A 16,447-nucleotide genomic window follows, 5' to 3' on the forward strand; every position below is an offset into this window, starting at 1 on the left:
TGGACACGGCCGGGCGCATGATACGTCTGTCCAACGGGAGTTGACGCACGTGAAGCCATGAGGACAAGGGGTGGGGACGTGTCGGTGGGGGACGAGGTCGCGATGGGGGAGAGAGTCGAAGATGTGGCGGAAAGCACACCGTCCGTCACGCCACGTAAGCGCCGGGTGAGCCCGAAACGCGTCCTGCTGGCCGCGCTCGCCCTCCTCGCTCTCGGCGTCCTGCTGGCCGGCGGCGCCGGCTGGTGGGCGGTCGAGCACTACACCGGCAAGGTCGACCGCATCCCCGGCGCCTTCCCCACCCATGTCCCGCCCGCCGAGCAACCGGCCCCCTCCAAGGGTGGCCAAACGTTCCTGCTCGTTGGCGTCGACAGCCGCTCCGACCTGCCCACCACCGGACGGGACGCCAAGGCCCCGACGTGGACGTACGGAGCCCAGCGCAGCGACACGATGATGCTGGTCCACCTCCCGGCCGACCACTCAGGCGCCTACGTGGTCTCCCTGCCCCGCGACTCCTGGGTCGACATCCCCGGACACGGCAGGTCCAAGCTCAACGCCGCCTTCTCCTGGGGCGGCCCGCCCCTGCTCATCGACACCGTCCAACGCCTCACCGACGTCCGCGTCGACCATCTCGCCGTCATCGACTGGGAGGGGTTCAAGCAGCTCACCGACACCGTCGGCGGCGTCGACCTCCGCGTCGACGGCACCGTCCGCCACATGAACGGCGAGCAGGCCCTCGTCTACGTGCGCGAGCGCAAGAACCTGCCGCGCGGCGACCTCGACCGCACCCAACGCCAGCAGAACTTCCTGCGCGCCGTCCTCACCAAGGCCATGACCACCCGCAACCTCACCAACCCGGTCCGCACCGCCGAACTCCTCGACGACCTCACGGCGAGCGTCAGCGTCGACGACCGGCTCAGCGACGGCGATCTGCGCGAACTCCTCTGGGACCACAAGTCCGTTCGCCCCGCCGACATGGTCTTCATGAACGCCCCCGTCGCCGGCACCGACACGATCAAGGGCCAGTCCGTCGTCCTCCTCGACGCGAAGGAATCCGGCGCCCTGTGGGAGGCGATGCGGAACGACACCATGGCCGCCTACGTCGCCGCTCACCGCACCGACCGCCTCGGAAGCGGTACGTCCTAGCCGGCCGCGACCCGCCCGACGGTGGTTGTTCCCCCGCCGGTCATCGGCTGTACTACAGCCAGCCCGCACGGATCCGAGGCCGTCGGCGGGACCCCGACGGGAGCGCGCGAGCGGACCCGAAGAACCCCAAGGACGCCCATGGCTGACAGGTCCTCAGGCCGGAACCGTAGGACCTCCGGACGGCGCGGGATCCTCGCGGGCATCGCCCTCGGCGTCCTGCTCCTCGGCGCCTGGGCCGGCATCGCCACGGCGGGGGCCCTGCGCGCGGACGGGCCGGTGGACACCGCGCCGGCGTCCTCCAAGGCGTACAGCACCGCCCTCCCCTTCGACCTGCCACCCACCGCCGAACTGCGCCGCTCACCGAAGCTCGTCTTCGCCCACTACTTCACCCCGTACCCCCTCTCCCTCGACAACGAGCCCGCGGACCGCGACTACTACACGCGGAACTACCTCACCCCGGACGGAGAGAAGGGCAAGCACAGCGCCTACGGAGGACTCCTCCGCGACCGCCCGCTCCCGGCCGCGCCCGAGGACGGCGACTGGGAACTCGCCCACCTCCGCCAGGAGATCCGCACCGCCCGCGACGCCGGTCTCGACGGCTTCACCCTCGACCTGCTCTCCGAGGCCGGACGCCACCGCGAGCGGGCCGAACTCCTGCTCAGGGCGGCGCGGGAGGAGGACCAGGGCTTCCGGATCCAGCTCATGCCCGACATGACGGCCCTCACCGACGCCACCCCCGCCTCGCTCGCCGACCTCCTCGCGGACCTGGCCCGCCACCCCTCCGCGCACCGGCTCCCCGACGGCAGACTGGTCGTCACCCCGTTCAAGGCCGAGGCGAAGAGCGCGGAGTGGTGGCGGACCATGATGCGCGACCTGGAGACCCGGCACGGCATCAGAACCGCCCTCGTCCCGCTCTTCCTCGACTTCACCCCCGACCGGGACCACTACGCCGCGATCAGCCACGGCCTCTCCGAGTGGGGCGCCCGCAGCCCCGACCGGCAGTCCGGGGCGGTCGCCGACGCCCGACGGGCCCACCGGCTCGGCAAGATCTGGATGCACCCCGTCTCCGTCCAGGACGCCCGGCCCAACCAGGGCCTCTTCGACGAGGCCGGCAACACCGAGACCCTGCGCGCCAGTTGGCAGGCAGCCATCGACGCCCGCGCCGACTGGGTCCAGCTCACCACCTGGAACGACTACTCCGAAGGCAGCCATGTCGCGCCGTCGCTGCACAACGGCCACGCCTACCTGGACCTCTGCTCCTACTACCTGACCCGCTTCAAGACCGGTACCTGGCCCACGATCCTGCGCGACACCCTCTACCTCACCGCACGCGTCCAGTTCGTCGACGACCTGCCGCCCGCCACGCGCCAGCCCCAGGTGATACGGCCCCGCGAGGGCACCGCGACCCCGCGCGACACCGTCGAGGTCCTCTCCTTCCTCACCGCCCCGGCCGAGATCCGCACCAGAACCGGCACCGCCACCGACACCTACCGCGCGCCGTCCGGGGTCCACGCGCGTCTGCTGCCCCTGCTCACCGGACACAGCTCCGCCACCGCCGTACGGGACGGCACGACCACCACGACGGTCACCAGCCGGTACCCGGTCCGCCGCCCCGTCGACCGGCAGGACCTGCAGTACTACGCGGTCACGAGCGGACGCGCCCAGCGCTGAAGCGGGTGTCAGTGGCGGGTCCTACGGTGGGGACATGACGACGAAACGGGGGGTCTTCGAGGCGGCGACGGGGGACGAACCGCCGCTGCCGGAGGGAGACGTGGAACAGAGATCGCGTGAGGTGCGGGCGGCCCTCGAAGGGCTGCTGCAGATCCGGCGGCTGACCGGCGGGACGGGTGCCGCCGAGTGGGAGCGGAGACAGCCCGTCCGGGCGGTGGCGCTCGCACTGGAGGCGGCGGGCATCGCACCCTCCGCCGTCGACGCCTCGGGCGCGCGGGTGGCGACGGGCTACCGGGTCACGGCAGGGGAGCGGGCCGGCACGGCCGTCGTCGAGTGGGTCGGACCGCCCGGTGGCGGGGCCGCGCAGGAGGAGGAGTCCGCCCTGCGCGGCTGCGTACCCGCGCTGGAGCGGCTCGGCTGGGACGCGCTGCTCTACCGGGGGCCGCGCCGCAGACGGTTCCTCGAAGTGGAGCCGCTGGGCAGCTCCTAGGGGGTGTCCCGTGCCGGCTCAGGCGATGGAGGCGGAGACGATCGCGGACACCGCGAGGTTGCAGGAGGCCGTCACCCAGACCGCCGGGTGCGGCTGCGGGTCGACGAGGGTGGCGCCGAGCTTGCCCGGCGTGACCAGGTCCACCACCAGGAAGGCGACGGCCATCATGACGAGACCCAGCAGACCGAAGGCGGCCGTCGAGGCGAGGCCCTTGCCGAAGTCGTCGTAGGTCGTCCAGATGGAGGTGAAGACGATGCCGCCGATACCGAGCAGCGCGGAGCTGAGCAGCGTCGCGGCGTTGCGGTTGCGCTCCTCCCATATCTGGCGCCCGAGCTTCCCCGGCGTGAGCACGTCCACCAGGACGATGCCGAGGATCAGCAGGACCACGCCGAGGGCGCCGTAGGCGGAGGCCCGGCCGAGGCCGTTGACGATGTCGCTCATGGGTTGCCGGCTCCGAGAAATGAGTGATCGTGAGTGATCGCGGTCAAGGACCGGCAAAATGTAGCGCATAGACCGAGGTCGGCTGCCCGGTGGGACGGTTCAGATGCCCGGCGGCAGGTCCTTCGGGCGCGAGCGGACCCGGAGAGCGGTGGCGATCTCGACGGCCCCCACGACGAGCAGCCACACACCGCCCAGGACGATGAGCACCGTCGCCGATTCGAGCGGCGAGACGATCAGGACGATGCCGGCCAGGGCGTTGACGATCCCCAGGAAGATCTGCCATCCCCGTGCGGGCATCGCCGGGTCGGAGGCGGCGGCCACGGTCATGGTGATCCCGCGGAACAGCCAGCCGATCCCGATCCACAGCGCGAGCAGCAGGGTCGACTGCGTCTCGCCCTTGAAGCAGAACAGACCCAGCAGGATCGACAGCGTGCCGCTGATGAACGCCATCACCCGCAGCGCGGTCGAGGCGTGCGTCCCGAAGGCCGCGACCAGCTGCATCACACCGCTGAACAGCAGATACAGGCCGAAGAGCACGCCCGCCACGAAGAGCGAGGCGCCCGGCCAGACAAGGACCAGGATCCCGAGGACGAGCGAGGCGAGCCCGGCGACGAGCAGCGCCTGCCAGGCGGCGCCGGCCAGCATGCCGAGCGGCCCGGGCAGCACGTCCTGGTCCCGGCGCCCGCTCCCGTAGGGGTCGTCGGACGGTCGGTGAGGGGTCTGGGTCATGGGAACACTCCCGTCCGCTCAGAGCGGTGTCGCGTACGAACTGAGGAAGAGCGCCTCCGCGAGCGCCATGTGCTCGATCTCGCCGGGATCCACGCTCTCGTTGGGGGCGTGGATGAGACAGCCCGGCTCCTCCACCCCGATCAACGCGATCTCGGCGTCGGGGAACCGGCCGGCCAGGACGTTGCAGAGCGGGATCGAACCGCCCTGCCCGGACTGGACCATGTCCCTCCCGTACGCCTCGCGCATCGCCGCGCCCAGCGCCCGGTACGCCGGCCCGTCCGTACGCGCCCGGAAGGGCTGGCCCGTGCCCTCGGCCTCCACCTCGACGCGTACGCCCCACGGAGCGGCCGAGGTCAGATGGTCGGTGAGCGCGCGCAGCGCGACGTCCGCGTCCACCCCGGGCGGGACCCGCAGGCTCACCCGGGCCCGTACCTTCGCCTGGACGGCCGCGGAGGAGCCCACCACCGGCGGGCAGTCGATGCCGAGGACCGTGACCGCGGGCCGGGCCCACAACTCGTCCGCGACCGAACCCGAACCGAGGAGCGCGACCCCGTCGAGAGCCCCGACGTCGGTGCGGAACTGCTCGACCGGGTACGCCACCCCGTCCCACCGGCCGTCGCCCGCGAGGCCCGTGACCGCCGTGTTGCCGTGCTCGTCGCGGAGGCTGTCGAGGATCCGTACCAGCGCGGCCAGGGCGTCCGGCGCCGGGCCGCCGAACATGCCGGAGTGCATCTCGCCCTTGAGCGTGGAGACGGTGACGACGACGTTGGCGAGCCCGCGCAGCGAGGTCGTCGCCGTCGGCAGGCCGAGCGCGAAGTTGCCGGTGTCGCAGATCAACAGACAGTCCGCGGCGAAGAGTTCGGGCCGCATCGGTACCAGCTGCTCAAGCCCTCCGGTGCCCTGTTCCTCCGAGCCCTCGGCCACGAACTTCAGCGACACCGGGAAACCACCCCCGGCGGAGGCGTCGCGCAGGGCCCTGAGCGCGGTGAGGTGCATGGCGATGTTGCCCTTGCAGTCCGCCGTACCGCGCCCGTACCAGCGGCCGTCGCGCGCGGTCAGCTCGAACGGCGGAGTGGTCCAGGCGTCGTCGTCCAGCGGCGGTTGCACGTCGTAGTGGCAGTAGAGGAGCACGGTGGGGGAGCCCTCGGGGCCGGGCGCGTGGCCGACGACCGCGTCGGTGCCGTCCGGGGTGGTGACCCGGCGCATGTCCTGGAGCCCCGCCTCCGTGAAGGCGCGCACCAGGAAGTCGGCTGCCTCGGCGCACTCCTCGGGCGGGAACTGGCGCGGGTCGGCGACCGAGCGCATCGACACCAGCTCGGTCAGATCCTCCTTGGCCCGGGGCATCAGCGCGCGGACCCGGGCGCGGAGCGCGGCGGACTCCGTGGCCGCGGCGCGCTCGCCGGTCCCGACGGACTCGGTGGACTCGGTGGACATGGGCACCCACTTCCATGCGGCCTGCTCCTGGGCGGCGGCCCGAGCGGCAGAGGCCCTCCCACTCAAGCAGGACGGGACAAAGGGCGCAAAACTTCCCCATGTGGAGCAACAACACCGAGGCCCGGGGGCGGGCCGCGGCGACAGTGGGAGACGACGGCGAAAGACCGCCGTGGACGACGCACGCCTCCTGCCGCCTTGCCCAGGGAGACCCAGATGACCACCCTCAACCGACGCGACCTCGGGCTTCTCGTCCTGCGGGTCGGCACCGGTGCCGTTCTCGCCGCGCACGGCACACAGAAGCTGTTCGGCTGGTTCGGGGGCGGCGGAGTGGAGGGCACGGCGAAGGGGATGGAGGCGATGGGCTTCCACCCGCCGCGCGAGAGCGCGATCGCCGCGGGTCTCGGCGAGACGGGCGGCGGGGTCCTGCTGGCGCTCGGCCTGGCCACCCCGGCGGCAGGCGCCGCCGCGGCCGGGGCGATGGCGGGCGCGGTCGCCGTCCACGCCCCGGCGGGCTTCTTCGCCCAGGGCGGCGGCTACGAGTACCCGGCGTTCCTCGGCTTCACGGCGGCCGCCATCGGCGTCGCGGGCGCCGGCCGCTACTCCCTCGACCACGCCACCTGCCACGTCCTTGACCGCCCCTGGGTCGTCGCGACCGCCTTCCTCGGCAGCGCCGTCGCGGCCGCCGCCGTCGTGGGCCGCCGCGCCCAGGCCAGGGCGGAGGCCGCGCACGAGGCGGAGACGGACGGGGCGTAGGCAGGACGGCGCGCACACGGACGTCGTCGAGGCGGACAGCGCGGACGCCGTACGGGGCGTCCTAGTCGAGGAACTCCCCGTCGCGGGCGACGACGACCCCGCCGTGGACGACCATGTCGCGGCGGGGCATGTCCACCACGACCTGGGGCAGGCACTCGCCCGCGACGAGGACGAAGTCGGCCGGGGCGCCCGGCGCGAGGTCGGCGTGGGCGAGGCCCATCACGTCCGCGCCGCCATGGGCCGCGACGCGGTAACAGTTCGCCAGCTCCTCGTCGAGCCGCACGTCCGTCACCCAACCGAGCAGCTGCGCCCGGTGGAGCATGTCGGCGTTGCCGAAGGGGCTCCAGGAGTCACGCACGCCGTCGGAGCCGAGCCCGACCCGCACCCCGTGCTCGCGCAGCCGGGCGATCGGCAGGACGAGGGAGTCGGACGGCGCCACCGTGGTGAGGGCGATGTCCTGCTCGCCCAAGTCGGCGGCGAGGGAACCGAGTTCCCTGTCCGTCAGACCCGGGAGGCAGAAGACGTGGCTGACGGTGACCCGGCCGGCCAGGGACAGCGCGCGGGTGCGCTCGACGATTCCGCGCAGGGCCGAGAGCCCCTTCTCACCGCGGTCGTGCAGATGGATGTCCACGCCGACGCCGTGGCGCTCCGCGATGCCGAAGACGAGGTCGAGCTGCTCGTCGAGGGCATCGTCGAACCCCGCCGGGTCGATGCCGCCGATCATGTCGATCGCACCGGAGCGCGCCGCCTCCTCCAGCAACTCCGCCGTACCCGGAGTACGGACGACTCCGTGCTGCGGGAAGGCGACGATCTGCACGTCGAGGGCGTGCCGCAGCCGCTCGCGGGCCTCCGCCACGCCCTCCACGCCCGCGAGCCCGTAGGCGGGGGCCACATCGGCGTGCGCGCGCATCGCCCGCGTACCGCGCGAGACGGCGTGCGCCATGAGCCCGTACGCCCGCTTCGCCACGGGCCGGCGCTGGGCGCGGAACAACTCGACGTCCTGGGCGACGTAGTCGGCGATGCCGCTCGCCGGCCGCCGGGAGACCCAGGAGCCGCCCCAGGTCGTCTTGTCGGGGTGGATGTGCGCGTCCACGAGCGACGGGAGCGCGATCCGTCCGCCACCGTCGACGATCTTCGCGCCACGCGGAGCAGGACCGCCCGCCACGCGGCCGTCGACGACCACGAGGTCCGTCGCCTTCGCGGCGCCGAACACCCGCACGTCACGGAAGACCACGGCCCTGTCCCGAGGCCCGGGCCGACCGGAGGCCGCCGCCTCGGCGGGGGCCGCGGCGACGCCCGACGTGGCCGTCGCCCCGGCGAACGCGGCCGCGCCGGCCAGCATCGTGCGGCGCGAGAGCGCGCTGGAGGAGCTGGAGGAGCTGACGGAAGGAGAGGAGGGCTGCACGGGGGCTCCTTGGGGATCGCGGGAGAGCGGGAGGCGGGGAGGGTGGGGAGTGGCCGGGGTGAGCGGAGAGATGTCCTGGGGGACGGGGACGGGGACGGGGACGGGGCGGGGACGGGGACGGGCAGCCCCGCAGCCGAAGGGGGACCCTTCGACGAGGAGGTCAGAGGGCGAAGCCCGCCCGTACCACCCGCACCGGGCGCTTGAGCACGGTGACGTCGGCCAGCGGGTCGCCGTCGACGAGGATCGCGTCGCCCGCGAAGCCGCGAGCGAGGCGGCCCGCCGTGCGTTCGAGGCCCAGGAGGCGGGCCGCGCCGGTCGTGGCGGTGCGGATCGCGTCGAGTGCCGGCAGACCGGCCGCCCGCATCAGTTCGACCTCCCGGCCGATCGGGCGCACGGTGCCGCCGGACGAGTCGGTCCCGGCTGCGAGCGGGACACCGCGTTCGTACGCCGCGAGGACGGCCCGCTTCAGGACGGGGAGGTACGTGCGGCCCCGCTCAGCCAGCACCGGGTCGGGCGACTCGGCCAGGCCCGCGATGGCGGTGAGGGTGGGGGTGAAGAACGTACCCCTGCGGCGCATCTCGCCCAGGGTGCGCTCACCGACGAACGCGCCGTGCTCCAGGGATCGGACGCCGGCGGTGACCGCGTCGTGGCAGCCCTGCTCGCTGTAGCTGTGGCACAGGACGCCCTTGCCGCGCTTCCGGGCCGCCGCGACGATCTCCGAGAGCTGCTCGTGCGAGTAGACCTGGGCGAGCGGGTCCTGCTCCGGGAGGCCGGCGCGCTCGTTGACCCGGGTCTTGACGACGTCCGCGCCGCGGGCGAGGTTGACCTCCACGACGCGGCGCAGGGCCTCCGCCGAGCGCACGCCCTCCTTCAGCCGGGCGAGCGGGGTGAGGTCGGGGTCGGCGAGCACGGTGTCGCCGAGGTCGGGGGTCACGAAGACCCCGGCGGCCGTCAGCCGGGGCGCGAGGGCGGGGCTGTGGCGGGCGAGTTCGCGGACGGCGATGTCCTGGTAGAACGCGGTCGATCCGCTGCGCGCGCTGGTCGCGCCCTTGTGGACGGCGTCGCGGGCTTCGGCGGCGGTGCTGAGGTGGATGTGCGCGTCGATCAGGCCGGGCAGGATCCAGCGACCGTGCGCGTCGAGCACCTCGACACCTCGGGGGACGGTGAAGCTGCCGTGGGGCCCGGCGGCGTGAACGGTCCCGTCCAGGATGAGGACCGCGGCGTCCTCGACGACCGCGCCGGTGGCCGGGTCGAGGAGGGAGCCGCCCCGGATCAGAAGACGTCCGCCCGCCCGCCGGGCGTCATGGGCGGCGGCACCGGACCCGGTGGGGGGGACGGTGGCGGAAGCGGGCGTGACGGCGGCCATGGTCCCGGCGAGCGCGGCGGCACCGGCGAGGACACCGCGGCGGGTCAGTCGGCCGGACGGCGGCGGAGTGGCTTCGACGCACATGGGGGCTCCCTGGGAAAGGGGACAGTGGCACTCCGTTTTGTATACCAAGCAGAGAAGGGCGAGCAAGGGTGGCAAGAAAGATGCAGAAAAATGCGTGACGGGGAGGGTTCGGCTGTCGGTCTGGTATACAAAGGCCTACGCGGGGCCGAAGAGGGAGCGCAGTGCGACCGTCCTGCTGTCGCGCACGTGCAGCAGGGTGCTCGCCGCCGCGGCCTCCGCGTCCCCGGCGGCGATGTGCCGGTACATCTCGGCGTGTTGGGCCCGCATGTGTGCCGGTTCCTCGCGCAGACCGAAGAGCAGCCGCAACTGCCAGCTCAACTGCTCCATGGTGCGCGCGAGCAGCGGATTGCCCGCCAACTGCACGACTCCCTCGTGGAACGCGGTGTGCGCGGCCACCTCCCGCGTCCCCTCGTCCGCCGCTGCCGCCGACTCGGCCTGGCGCAGGGTCGCCTCCAGGGCGGCAAGCCCCGTCTCGCCGCCCGCGACGACGGCCCGCGCGGCGAGCCGCGACGCCTGGACGGCCAGCGGCTCCCACACCTCGTACAGGTGCTCCACGTCGACGCGTTCGAGGCGTCGTACGCGGACGCCGCTGTTCGGCAGCAGTTCGAGCAGCCCCTCGGCGACCAGCGCCCGCAGCGCCTCCCGTACGGGCACGCGCGACATGCTCAGCTCCTCGGCGACCTCGCGCTCGACGAGCCGGGCCCCCTGCGCGTACCGCCGGTCGACGATGCGCTGCAGGACGGCGTCCCGCGCCTGCGCGCTCAGCGAGGCCGATCCGCTCGCCGCCGAGCCACTTCTGCCGCGCTCTGCCACCTTCGCCGCCTTCTCCGTCTCTCGCCACGGGCGTGCTCCCGCCGCGCGCGTGCCCGTGGCGAGAATACGTCCCTCCGGTACGTCAGCGGCCGTACGTCCTCCGGCAGAGGTCGACGACGCCGGAGGGAACGGCACCCGACCCCTCGGCCTGCCTGCACAGGGCACGCAACCCGGTCGGCGACTCGGTGCGCGCGGGCTTCGCGGGCTTCGTCGGCTTCTTCGGCTGCCGGCGAGGGCGTGCCGGGGCGACCGTGGGCCGGGAGGAGGCGGCGGGGACCGACGCCTTCCGTTTCCCCTTGCCTGTCGCCCGATACCGCTCGGGCCCCGCCCCGGCCGCAGGCGCAGCCCCTGCCTCGGCCTCGGCCCCTGCCTCCGGCTCGGTGGCGGCAAGCGTCTCCCTGGGCTCGGCCTCCCGCGGCGCGGGCCACTCGGGCAGCGGCGACGGCGGTCGTACGGCGGCCGGCGAGACCTCGCCGCCCCGGGCGGGAGGGCTCGGGGCGGCGGGCGGCGGAACGGCGACGCAGCCGCTCGTGAGCAGCGCGGTGAGCAGGACAAGAGTCGTTCGGCGGTCCATGGGGCCCACGTTGCCCGAACCGCACCGCCGGGACCCCGCGCACGCCCGCCGGCCACCATCACGAGTGAACGAAGCTGCTCCTCCTGAGACCGCTACAGCTCCGCGCCGGCGCGGCGCACCGCCGACGGACGGGACACCAGCTGGACGAGCGCCAGCAGGCTGAGCGCGAACATCACTATGCCCAGGGGGACATGGAGCGACGGCATGTGGGCGATGCCCAGGACCACCTGCGCCGAGGCGAGGACGAGGAACCCGGTGGCGTAGGCGATGGGGCGGGGCGAACCACCGCCCGGTCGCCACGCCAGGATCGCGGCGATGACGTACAGCATCGAGGCTCCGTACATCACGCGTGATCCGACGTCGTGCAGCAGCGCGCCGAGCGACGAGGACAGCAGCATTCCGGCGGTGACCGCCTGGAAGAAGAGGGCGGCGGTCTGCAGGACGATCGCGACCCGCAGGAACGTGACGCGGCCCGGTACTTCCGTCGTCTGTACGGCCATGACGTGGTCCTCTTCTCTCTCTCGGTACTGTCTCGTACGTCCGACGACACAGGCCCGCGAAATGTGAGGCGGGCGGTCGCGTCCGGACGAGGAGAACGAGGGAGCGGAGTGGCAACGAGCATGGACGACCCGACCGAACCGGGCCTCGGTGTGATCGTCGCGGAGCGGCGGCAGCTGACGAACCTCGCCTACCGGCTGCTCGGTTCACTGGCCGAGGCCGAGGACGCCGTGCAGGAGACGTACACCCGCTGGTACGCGATGCCGAGGCAGAAGCGCGAGGCCGTCGAGTCGCCCGGCGCGTGGCTGACGACGGTGGCCGGCCGTGTCTGCCTGGACGTGCTCGGATCGGCGCGGGCCCGGCGCGAGCGCTACGTCGGCGCGTGGATACCCGAGCCGCTGCCCGACCGTACGGAGTGGAGCGGCGCACGCTCGGCCGAGGCCGGGGCCGACCCCGCCGACCGGATCACCCTGGACGAGTCGGTCAGCATGGCCTTCCTCGTCGTACTGGAGTCGATGACGCCCGCCGAACGCGTGGCGTTCGTGCTGCACGACGTCTTCCAGTACCCCTTCGCCGAGATCGCCGAGATCCTCGACCGTACGCCCGCGGCCTGCCGGCAGCTGGCGTCCTCCGCCCGCCGACGCATGCGCGCCGCGAAGGACCCGTCTCCTCCGGTGGCCGGACAGGCCCATCTGGTACGGCACTTCAAGGAGGCCTGGGAGGCCCGGGACATCGGGGCCCTCGTCGGTCTCCTCGACCCCGACGCCGCGATGATCGCCGACGGCGGCGGCAAGGTCGGCACCGTACTGCGCCCGGTCGAGGGCGCCGAGCGCATCGCCCAGTACCTGATCCAGATCGCCGCCGTCTCCCCAGGCCTCCGGCTCATGGAACGCACGGTCAACGGCCGCCCCGGCCTGGTCGCCCAACACGCCGACGTGACCGTCACCGTGGCGGCGTTCGACGTCACCGAAGCCCGCATCACCCGGATCTGGGCCGTCCGCAACCCGGAGAAACTCCGGTCGTGGAACGCCTCGGGCGGCGAACTCGAAGATTCCTAGGCCGCCTTGGACGGTCGGCAGCCGTGTGGCGACCGCGTCACAGGGACATACGGGGACGCAGGACCATGAGCGGCCCTTCCGGAGCCGCCACCATCGCGAAGGGGAACCGGTGGGCCGTCGCCTCCGCCACCACGAAGCCTGCGCACGCGTCGACCACGACCGCCACGGACGGAGCTTCGGCGAAGCGGAGCGCCACGGCGCAGGCATCGGACACGGCGATCACCTCCCAGGTTCCACCCGGGTTCACTCGGTGGACGCACGACGCCCGAACACTGCGTCCCATCCCGTGCTGATCAGCGCATGGGGTCAGTGGCATATGCCGATGTACGGAGGTCATGCATGATGAGGCGTCGTGAGCTGCTCGGAGTGGTCGGAGCGACCGTCGGCGCGGGCGTGCTGGGGGCGGGAACGGCCGAGGCCGCGTCTCGGGGCGGTCGGCCGCGGCCGTCGCACCGCACGCTCAAGGTCCTCCAGTTCAACATCTGGCTGGGCGGCAGCCAGGTCGCCGGTGGCCGGGCGGGCATCGCCGACACGATCGCCGCCGTCGAGCCGGACGTGGTCATGCTCAGCGAGTCGAACCCGGTGCGGGTCGCCGACGCCCTCGCCGATCTCGCGGCCCGAGGGCTGACCTACTACGACAACCGGAACCCGACCGACCCGGCGGTGATCTCGCGCTACCCGATCATCGAGCACCAGTCCTTCCCGTCCTGGTCGAAGGCGGTCATCGACGTCGACGGGACCGAGGTCGCGGCCTACTCCGGGCACCTTGAGTACCGCTACTACGCCAACTACCTGCCCCGCGGCTACGGCGGCGGTACGCCGGCGCCCCTGGAGACCTCCGAGTACGGCTGGGACGAGATCCCGACCGGCCCGATCACCGACGTCGACCTGATCAACCGGATCAACGAGGCCTCCGGTCGCACCCAGGTGACCAGGACGGTGCTCGCGGACGCCGCGAAGGAGCGCCGTCGGGGCCGGCTCACCCTGCTGGCCGGCGACTTCAACGAGCCGTCGCACCGGGACTGGACCCGCCGGACGCGCAACCTGTTCGACCACAACGGCACCGTCGTCGAGTGGACGACCACCAAGGCGATCGAGGACGCCGGGTTCCGCGACAGCTACCGTGAGATCAACCCCGACCCGGTGCGCACGCCGGGCTTCACCTGGCCCAGCGACAACGCGGGCGCCGAGCCGGGACAGCTCACCTGGGCGCCGAAGGCGGACGAGCGGGACCGGATCGACTTCGTCTTCTACCACCCGGACCGCCGGATCCGCCTTCTCGACAGCGTGATCGTCGGTCCGTCCACGTCGATCGTGCGCAACGAGCGGGTGGAGGAGCCGGGCCGGGAGACCTTCCGCGAGCCGAGCTGGACCTGGCCCTCGGACCACAAGGCCGTCCTCAGCACCTTCCGGGTCTCCACCGCCCGCGACCGGGACTGATCCCCGGCATCCTCAGGACCTGTCCCGCCGACGCCCGCCCCCGCGGCCGTCGGCGGGACACGCCGCGCAGGCCGGACTCAGCCCCGTCGCCGCCCCACCGCGGCCAGGGCGTCCCTGACCTCCTGCGCCACGCGGGTCGCGTCCTCGGGGTTGTTCACCACGTCCGTGGTGTTCATGTCGACGACCAGGACGTCGCTGGCCGAGTAGTGCTTGTGCACCCAGTCGTCGTAGCCGGACCACAGCGTCCGGTAGTACGCGACGAGGCTCTCGTCCTGCTCGAAGTCGCGGCCCCGCAGCCCGATGCGGTGCAGCACGGTCGCGAAGTCCGCCTTGAGGTAGACCATGAGGTCGGGCGCCTTGCGGTACGGCAGGCCGTCGATCTCGCGCATCATCTCGTCGAGCAGGCCCTCGTACACCCGCATCTCGAGAGAGCTGATCCGGCCCAGGTCGTGATTGACCTTGGCGAAGTACCAGTCCTCGTAGATGGACCGGTCGAGGACGTTGTCGCCCTCCTTGTACGCCTCCTTGATCGAGGCGAACCGGGTCTGCAAGAAGTAGAGCTGGAGCAGGAAGGGATAGCGCTTCGCCTGGATCTCCTCGGGGCTCGCCGTGTAGAAGAGCGGCAGGATCGGGTTGTCCTCCACGCTCTCGTAGAAGACCTGGCTGCCCAGCTCCTTGGCGAGCATCTCGGCCACGCTCGTCTTGCCGATTCCGATCATGCCGCCGACGCAGATCACCGGCATACCTCACTTCTCCTGGTCTTCTGTTCGGGGGTGGACGCGCGGGGCAGCCCGCTTCCATGAGACGCGCACCGGCGGCCATGTGATTCCCCGGGGGCCTCGTGATCAACGTCACGGAGCCGGACCGGGGGCGACGCCCTGACCCAGCGGCCTTGAATCTTAGATGACGCCGGCCGCGAGGGTCCTCGTTCAGTCGAAGCTGAGCACGTCGGAGACCGGGCGGCGGGGCGTGGCCTCGCCCTGGGGGCCGTAGCCGAGGCGGATCACCATGTGGACGAAGCCGGTCGTCGAGCCGGGGTCGCGTGCCTCGGCGCGGAGTTCGGGCCATTCCAGCGGCTGGGACATCAGGGAGGACGCCAGTCCGTCGAGGGTGGCCTGCAGCAGGACGCGGTGCATGGCCTGGCCGGCCTTCAGCCAGTCCTCCGGGGTGTCCTCGGCCGTGCCGAGCAGGGCGATCTGCGGCCTCTTCTCGAAGCGTGCCGAGTCGCGGCCGGGCACGGGGCGGTGGGAGCCGAAGTCCCGGACCGGAGAGGTCACGTCGTACTGCCGAGGGCCGAAGGCGGACGCGGGGATACCCTCCGTGTCCGGTCCTTCACCTTCCGTGCCCGTCCGGGTCCAGGCGGCGATCTCGGCGCGCACGGCGCTGTCCGCCGCCTCGAACAGTTCGGAGACATGGACGAGGTCCATGACGGTGTCGGTGTGCCAGGGGCCCGGTACGACCAGGCGGCAGCCCTCGCGCAGGGCCGCGGCGCGCAGTCCCTCGAGCACCTCGGAGGGGACCCGCTCCTCGGTGAACGGGAACCGGCTGGTGTGCCGACGCGCCAGGGCCTCGTGGAGCGCGCCCAGGTCGCTGTCGGCGTCGTCCGGACCGTCGAGACGTACGTCGGCGAGGTGCCACGGATCCTCGGCGGAGGGCAGCAGACGCACCACGGGGTGCAGGCCGCCGTGCACGGCGCCGACCCGCAGCGCGAACAGGGCGGCGCCGCATCCGAGGTGCAGGGCGCGGTGGTCCGGGTCCTCGTGCGGCATGCCGCGCAGCGGATCGCCGTGCAGCTCGATGACGCCGATGTCCGTCCTGCAGACGAACTTCCACGGCTGCGCGTTGTGCATCGAAGGCGCCGTGACGGCGTCCTCGATCAGCGAGGTCACGACGGGGCGGGTCAGCGGGGTGGTGGACACGGTTCGTCCTGTCTGCGGTGGGGCACCGGAGGGGCCGGCGGGCCGCACCCGCCGCCCCACGAGGATTGTCCGTCACATGGTGAGGTCATGGCATCACGTGCTCCCGGAAGCCGACGGGTACGGGGACGCCTACAGGCCGCTCCCGCGCGGGGCGTAGAGATCCAGCAGCCGGACACGGGCGGAGAAGAGCCGGTGGGCGAGCATCTGGCCGACGAAGTGGTCCAGGGCGAGCCCGAAGGCCGGATCCGCGTCCATCATCATGCGCACGGTCGCCGCGTCGAACTCGTCCGCGCGTACCCGTGTCATGGCTTCGGCGCCGAAATGCCAGCGGTACGGCTCGAAGAGCCACGACCAGCCGAGCAGCTCGCCCGCGCTGACGCTGTCGACCACGGCGGGCCGCTTCCCGGGCACACGGACGTCCAGGGTGACCGTCCCGGTCTTGATGATCCAGAACCGGTCTGCGTACGTGCCTTCCTCCAGCAGCCGGGTCTCCTCGGGGAAGTCCACGGGGGTGGCGCAGGTCCACAGCCGGTCGCGCTGGCCGGGGGAGAGGGCGGCTGTGAGCCGTGGGTTGGGGGGAGTGCTCATGGGGGCCTCCTCGTCGCTGTCCCCCTCCAGCCTGGCCTCTG

General features: G+C 72.6%; 18 protein-coding genes. 6 read left to right on the forward strand and 12 right to left on the reverse strand.

The features are described 5' to 3' along the window. Positions 1-165 precede the first annotated feature (165 nt). From ACF09C_RS07745 to ACF09C_RS07755, 3 genes are all read left to right on the forward strand, one after another. Positions 166-1,143, forward strand: a complete 978-nt coding sequence (locus tag ACF09C_RS07745; RefSeq protein ID WP_392089861.1) for an LCP family protein — start codon at positions 166-168, stop codon at positions 1,141-1,143. A 138-nt stretch (positions 1,144-1,281) separates the two neighbouring features. After that, on the forward strand, positions 1,282-2,814 hold the full coding sequence (locus ACF09C_RS07750) for a glycoside hydrolase family 71 protein (RefSeq protein WP_392089863.1): 1,533 nt from the start codon (positions 1,282-1,284) through the stop codon (positions 2,812-2,814). A gap of 34 nt (positions 2,815-2,848) precedes the next feature. Continuing rightward, positions 2,849-3,304 carry a hypothetical protein gene (locus ACF09C_RS07755; protein WP_392089865.1) on the forward strand — a complete coding sequence of 152 codons (456 nt, stop codon included), beginning with the start codon at positions 2,849-2,851 and terminating at the stop codon, positions 3,302-3,304. An 18-nt stretch (positions 3,305-3,322) separates the two neighbouring features. On the opposite strand, the gene ACF09C_RS07760 is transcribed toward ACF09C_RS07755, so the two are convergent. The 3 genes from ACF09C_RS07760 to ACF09C_RS07770 form a co-directional block, all read right to left on the reverse strand. Then, positions 3,323-3,745, reverse strand: coding sequence for a DUF350 domain-containing protein (locus ACF09C_RS07760; protein WP_362413058.1), 423 nt, complete (start codon positions 3,743-3,745; stop codon positions 3,323-3,325). Between the two features lie 99 nt (positions 3,746-3,844). Beyond that, positions 3,845-4,474, reverse strand: coding sequence for an HdeD family acid-resistance protein (locus tag ACF09C_RS07765; protein ID WP_392089868.1), 630 nt, complete (start codon positions 4,472-4,474; stop codon positions 3,845-3,847). An 18-nt stretch (positions 4,475-4,492) separates the two neighbouring features. Beyond that, a complete protein-coding gene (locus ACF09C_RS07770) occupies positions 4,493-5,908 on the reverse strand; it encodes a dipeptidase (RefSeq protein ID WP_392089870.1) in 1,416 nt (471 codons plus the stop codon). Between the two features lie 213 nt (positions 5,909-6,121). On the opposite strand from ACF09C_RS07770, the gene ACF09C_RS07775 reads away from it, so the two are divergent. Further along, entirely contained in the window at positions 6,122-6,661 is a 540-nt protein-coding gene (locus tag ACF09C_RS07775) for a DoxX family protein (RefSeq protein ID WP_392089873.1), read from the forward strand. Between the two features lie 61 nt (positions 6,662-6,722). Here the strand turns inward: ACF09C_RS07775 and ACF09C_RS07780 are convergent, their stop codons facing one another. From ACF09C_RS07780 to ACF09C_RS07800, 5 genes are all read right to left on the reverse strand, one after another. Further along, positions 6,723-8,066, reverse strand: coding sequence for an amidohydrolase family protein (locus ACF09C_RS07780; protein ID WP_392089875.1), 1,344 nt, complete (start codon positions 8,064-8,066; stop codon positions 6,723-6,725). A 160-nt stretch (positions 8,067-8,226) separates the two neighbouring features. After that, positions 8,227-9,516 carry an amidohydrolase family protein gene (locus ACF09C_RS07785; protein WP_392089877.1) on the reverse strand — a complete coding sequence of 430 codons (1,290 nt, stop codon included), beginning with the start codon at positions 9,514-9,516 and terminating at the stop codon, positions 8,227-8,229. A gap of 135 nt (positions 9,517-9,651) precedes the next feature. After that, positions 9,652-10,329, reverse strand: coding sequence for a GntR family transcriptional regulator (locus ACF09C_RS07790; RefSeq protein WP_392089880.1), 678 nt, complete (start codon positions 10,327-10,329; stop codon positions 9,652-9,654). A gap of 82 nt (positions 10,330-10,411) precedes the next feature. Further along, positions 10,412-10,903: a hypothetical protein gene (locus tag ACF09C_RS07795; RefSeq protein WP_392089882.1), complete on the reverse strand. Its 492-nt coding sequence runs from the start codon at positions 10,901-10,903 to the stop codon at positions 10,412-10,414. Between the two features lie 92 nt (positions 10,904-10,995). Continuing rightward, positions 10,996-11,403, reverse strand: coding sequence for a hypothetical protein (locus ACF09C_RS07800; protein ID WP_392089883.1), 408 nt, complete (start codon positions 11,401-11,403; stop codon positions 10,996-10,998). 120 nt (positions 11,404-11,523) lie between these two features. Between ACF09C_RS07800 and sigJ the strand changes: the two genes are divergently transcribed. Beyond that, complete coding sequence (sigJ, locus tag ACF09C_RS07805; RefSeq protein WP_392089885.1) at positions 11,524-12,459, forward strand: RNA polymerase sigma factor SigJ; 936 nt, start codon at positions 11,524-11,526, stop codon at positions 12,457-12,459. A gap of 37 nt (positions 12,460-12,496) precedes the next feature. On the opposite strand, the gene ACF09C_RS07810 is transcribed toward sigJ, so the two are convergent. Next, positions 12,497-12,673 carry a hypothetical protein gene (locus ACF09C_RS07810; protein ID WP_392089888.1) on the reverse strand — a complete coding sequence of 59 codons (177 nt, stop codon included), beginning with the start codon at positions 12,671-12,673 and terminating at the stop codon, positions 12,497-12,499. Between the two features lie 125 nt (positions 12,674-12,798). Here ACF09C_RS07810 and ACF09C_RS07815 point away from each other — a divergent pair, with 125 nt between their 5' ends. After that, a complete protein-coding gene (locus tag ACF09C_RS07815) occupies positions 12,799-13,899 on the forward strand; it encodes an endonuclease/exonuclease/phosphatase family protein (RefSeq protein ID WP_392089890.1) in 1,101 nt (366 codons plus the stop codon). A gap of 77 nt (positions 13,900-13,976) precedes the next feature. On the opposite strand, the gene ACF09C_RS07820 is transcribed toward ACF09C_RS07815, so the two are convergent. The 3 genes from ACF09C_RS07820 to ACF09C_RS07830 form a co-directional block, all read right to left on the reverse strand. After that, positions 13,977-14,642: a deoxynucleoside kinase gene (locus tag ACF09C_RS07820; RefSeq protein ID WP_392089892.1), complete on the reverse strand. Its 666-nt coding sequence runs from the start codon at positions 14,640-14,642 to the stop codon at positions 13,977-13,979. 186 nt (positions 14,643-14,828) lie between these two features. Continuing rightward, on the reverse strand, positions 14,829-15,818 hold the full coding sequence (locus tag ACF09C_RS07825) for an Acg family FMN-binding oxidoreductase (protein ID WP_392089894.1): 990 nt from the start codon (positions 15,816-15,818) through the stop codon (positions 14,829-14,831). A gap of 129 nt (positions 15,819-15,947) precedes the next feature. Further along, the gene (locus tag ACF09C_RS07830) at positions 15,948-16,406 is read right to left on the reverse strand and encodes a Crp/Fnr family transcriptional regulator (protein ID WP_392089896.1); all 459 of its coding nucleotides are present in this window, start codon (positions 16,404-16,406) and stop codon (positions 15,948-15,950) included. Positions 16,407-16,447: the final 41 nt, after the last annotated feature.

This window comes from Streptomyces sp. NPDC014870, assembly GCF_043081505.1.
Taxonomy (GTDB): Bacteria; Actinomycetota; Actinomycetes; order Streptomycetales; family Streptomycetaceae; genus Streptomyces.

What these genes read in the sequence shown, in the direction of transcription:
- ACF09C_RS07800 (WP_392089883.1), bottom strand. Translation starts at nt 11,403, where the DNA reads ATGGCCGTACAGACGACGGAAGTACCGGGCCGCGTCACGTTCCTGCGG.
- ACF09C_RS07750 (WP_392089863.1), top strand. Translation starts at nt 1,282, where the DNA reads ATGGCTGACAGGTCCTCAGGCCGGAACCGTAGGACCTCCGGACGGCGC.
- ACF09C_RS07770 (WP_392089870.1), bottom strand. Translation starts at nt 5,908, where the DNA reads ATGTCCACCGAGTCCACCGAGTCCGTCGGGACCGGCGAGCGCGCCGCG.
- ACF09C_RS07755 (WP_392089865.1), top strand. Translation starts at nt 2,849, where the DNA reads ATGACGACGAAACGGGGGGTCTTCGAGGCGGCGACGGGGGACGAACCG.
- ACF09C_RS07760 (WP_362413058.1), bottom strand. Translation starts at nt 3,745, where the DNA reads ATGAGCGACATCGTCAACGGCCTCGGCCGGGCCTCCGCCTACGGCGCC.
- ACF09C_RS07775 (WP_392089873.1), top strand. Translation starts at nt 6,122, where the DNA reads ATGACCACCCTCAACCGACGCGACCTCGGGCTTCTCGTCCTGCGGGTC.
- ACF09C_RS07820 (WP_392089892.1), bottom strand. Translation starts at nt 14,642, where the DNA reads ATGCCGGTGATCTGCGTCGGCGGCATGATCGGAATCGGCAAGACGAGC.
- ACF09C_RS07815 (WP_392089890.1), top strand. Translation starts at nt 12,799, where the DNA reads ATGATGAGGCGTCGTGAGCTGCTCGGAGTGGTCGGAGCGACCGTCGGC.
- ACF09C_RS07795 (WP_392089882.1), bottom strand. Translation starts at nt 10,903, where the DNA reads ATGGACCGCCGAACGACTCTTGTCCTGCTCACCGCGCTGCTCACGAGC.
- ACF09C_RS07785 (WP_392089877.1), bottom strand. Translation starts at nt 9,516, where the DNA reads ATGTGCGTCGAAGCCACTCCGCCGCCGTCCGGCCGACTGACCCGCCGC.
- ACF09C_RS07765 (WP_392089868.1), bottom strand. Translation starts at nt 4,474, where the DNA reads ATGACCCAGACCCCTCACCGACCGTCCGACGACCCCTACGGGAGCGGG.
- sigJ (WP_392089885.1), top strand. Translation starts at nt 11,524, where the DNA reads ATGGACGACCCGACCGAACCGGGCCTCGGTGTGATCGTCGCGGAGCGG.
- ACF09C_RS07830 (WP_392089896.1), bottom strand. Translation starts at nt 16,406, where the DNA reads ATGAGCACTCCCCCCAACCCACGGCTCACAGCCGCCCTCTCCCCCGGC.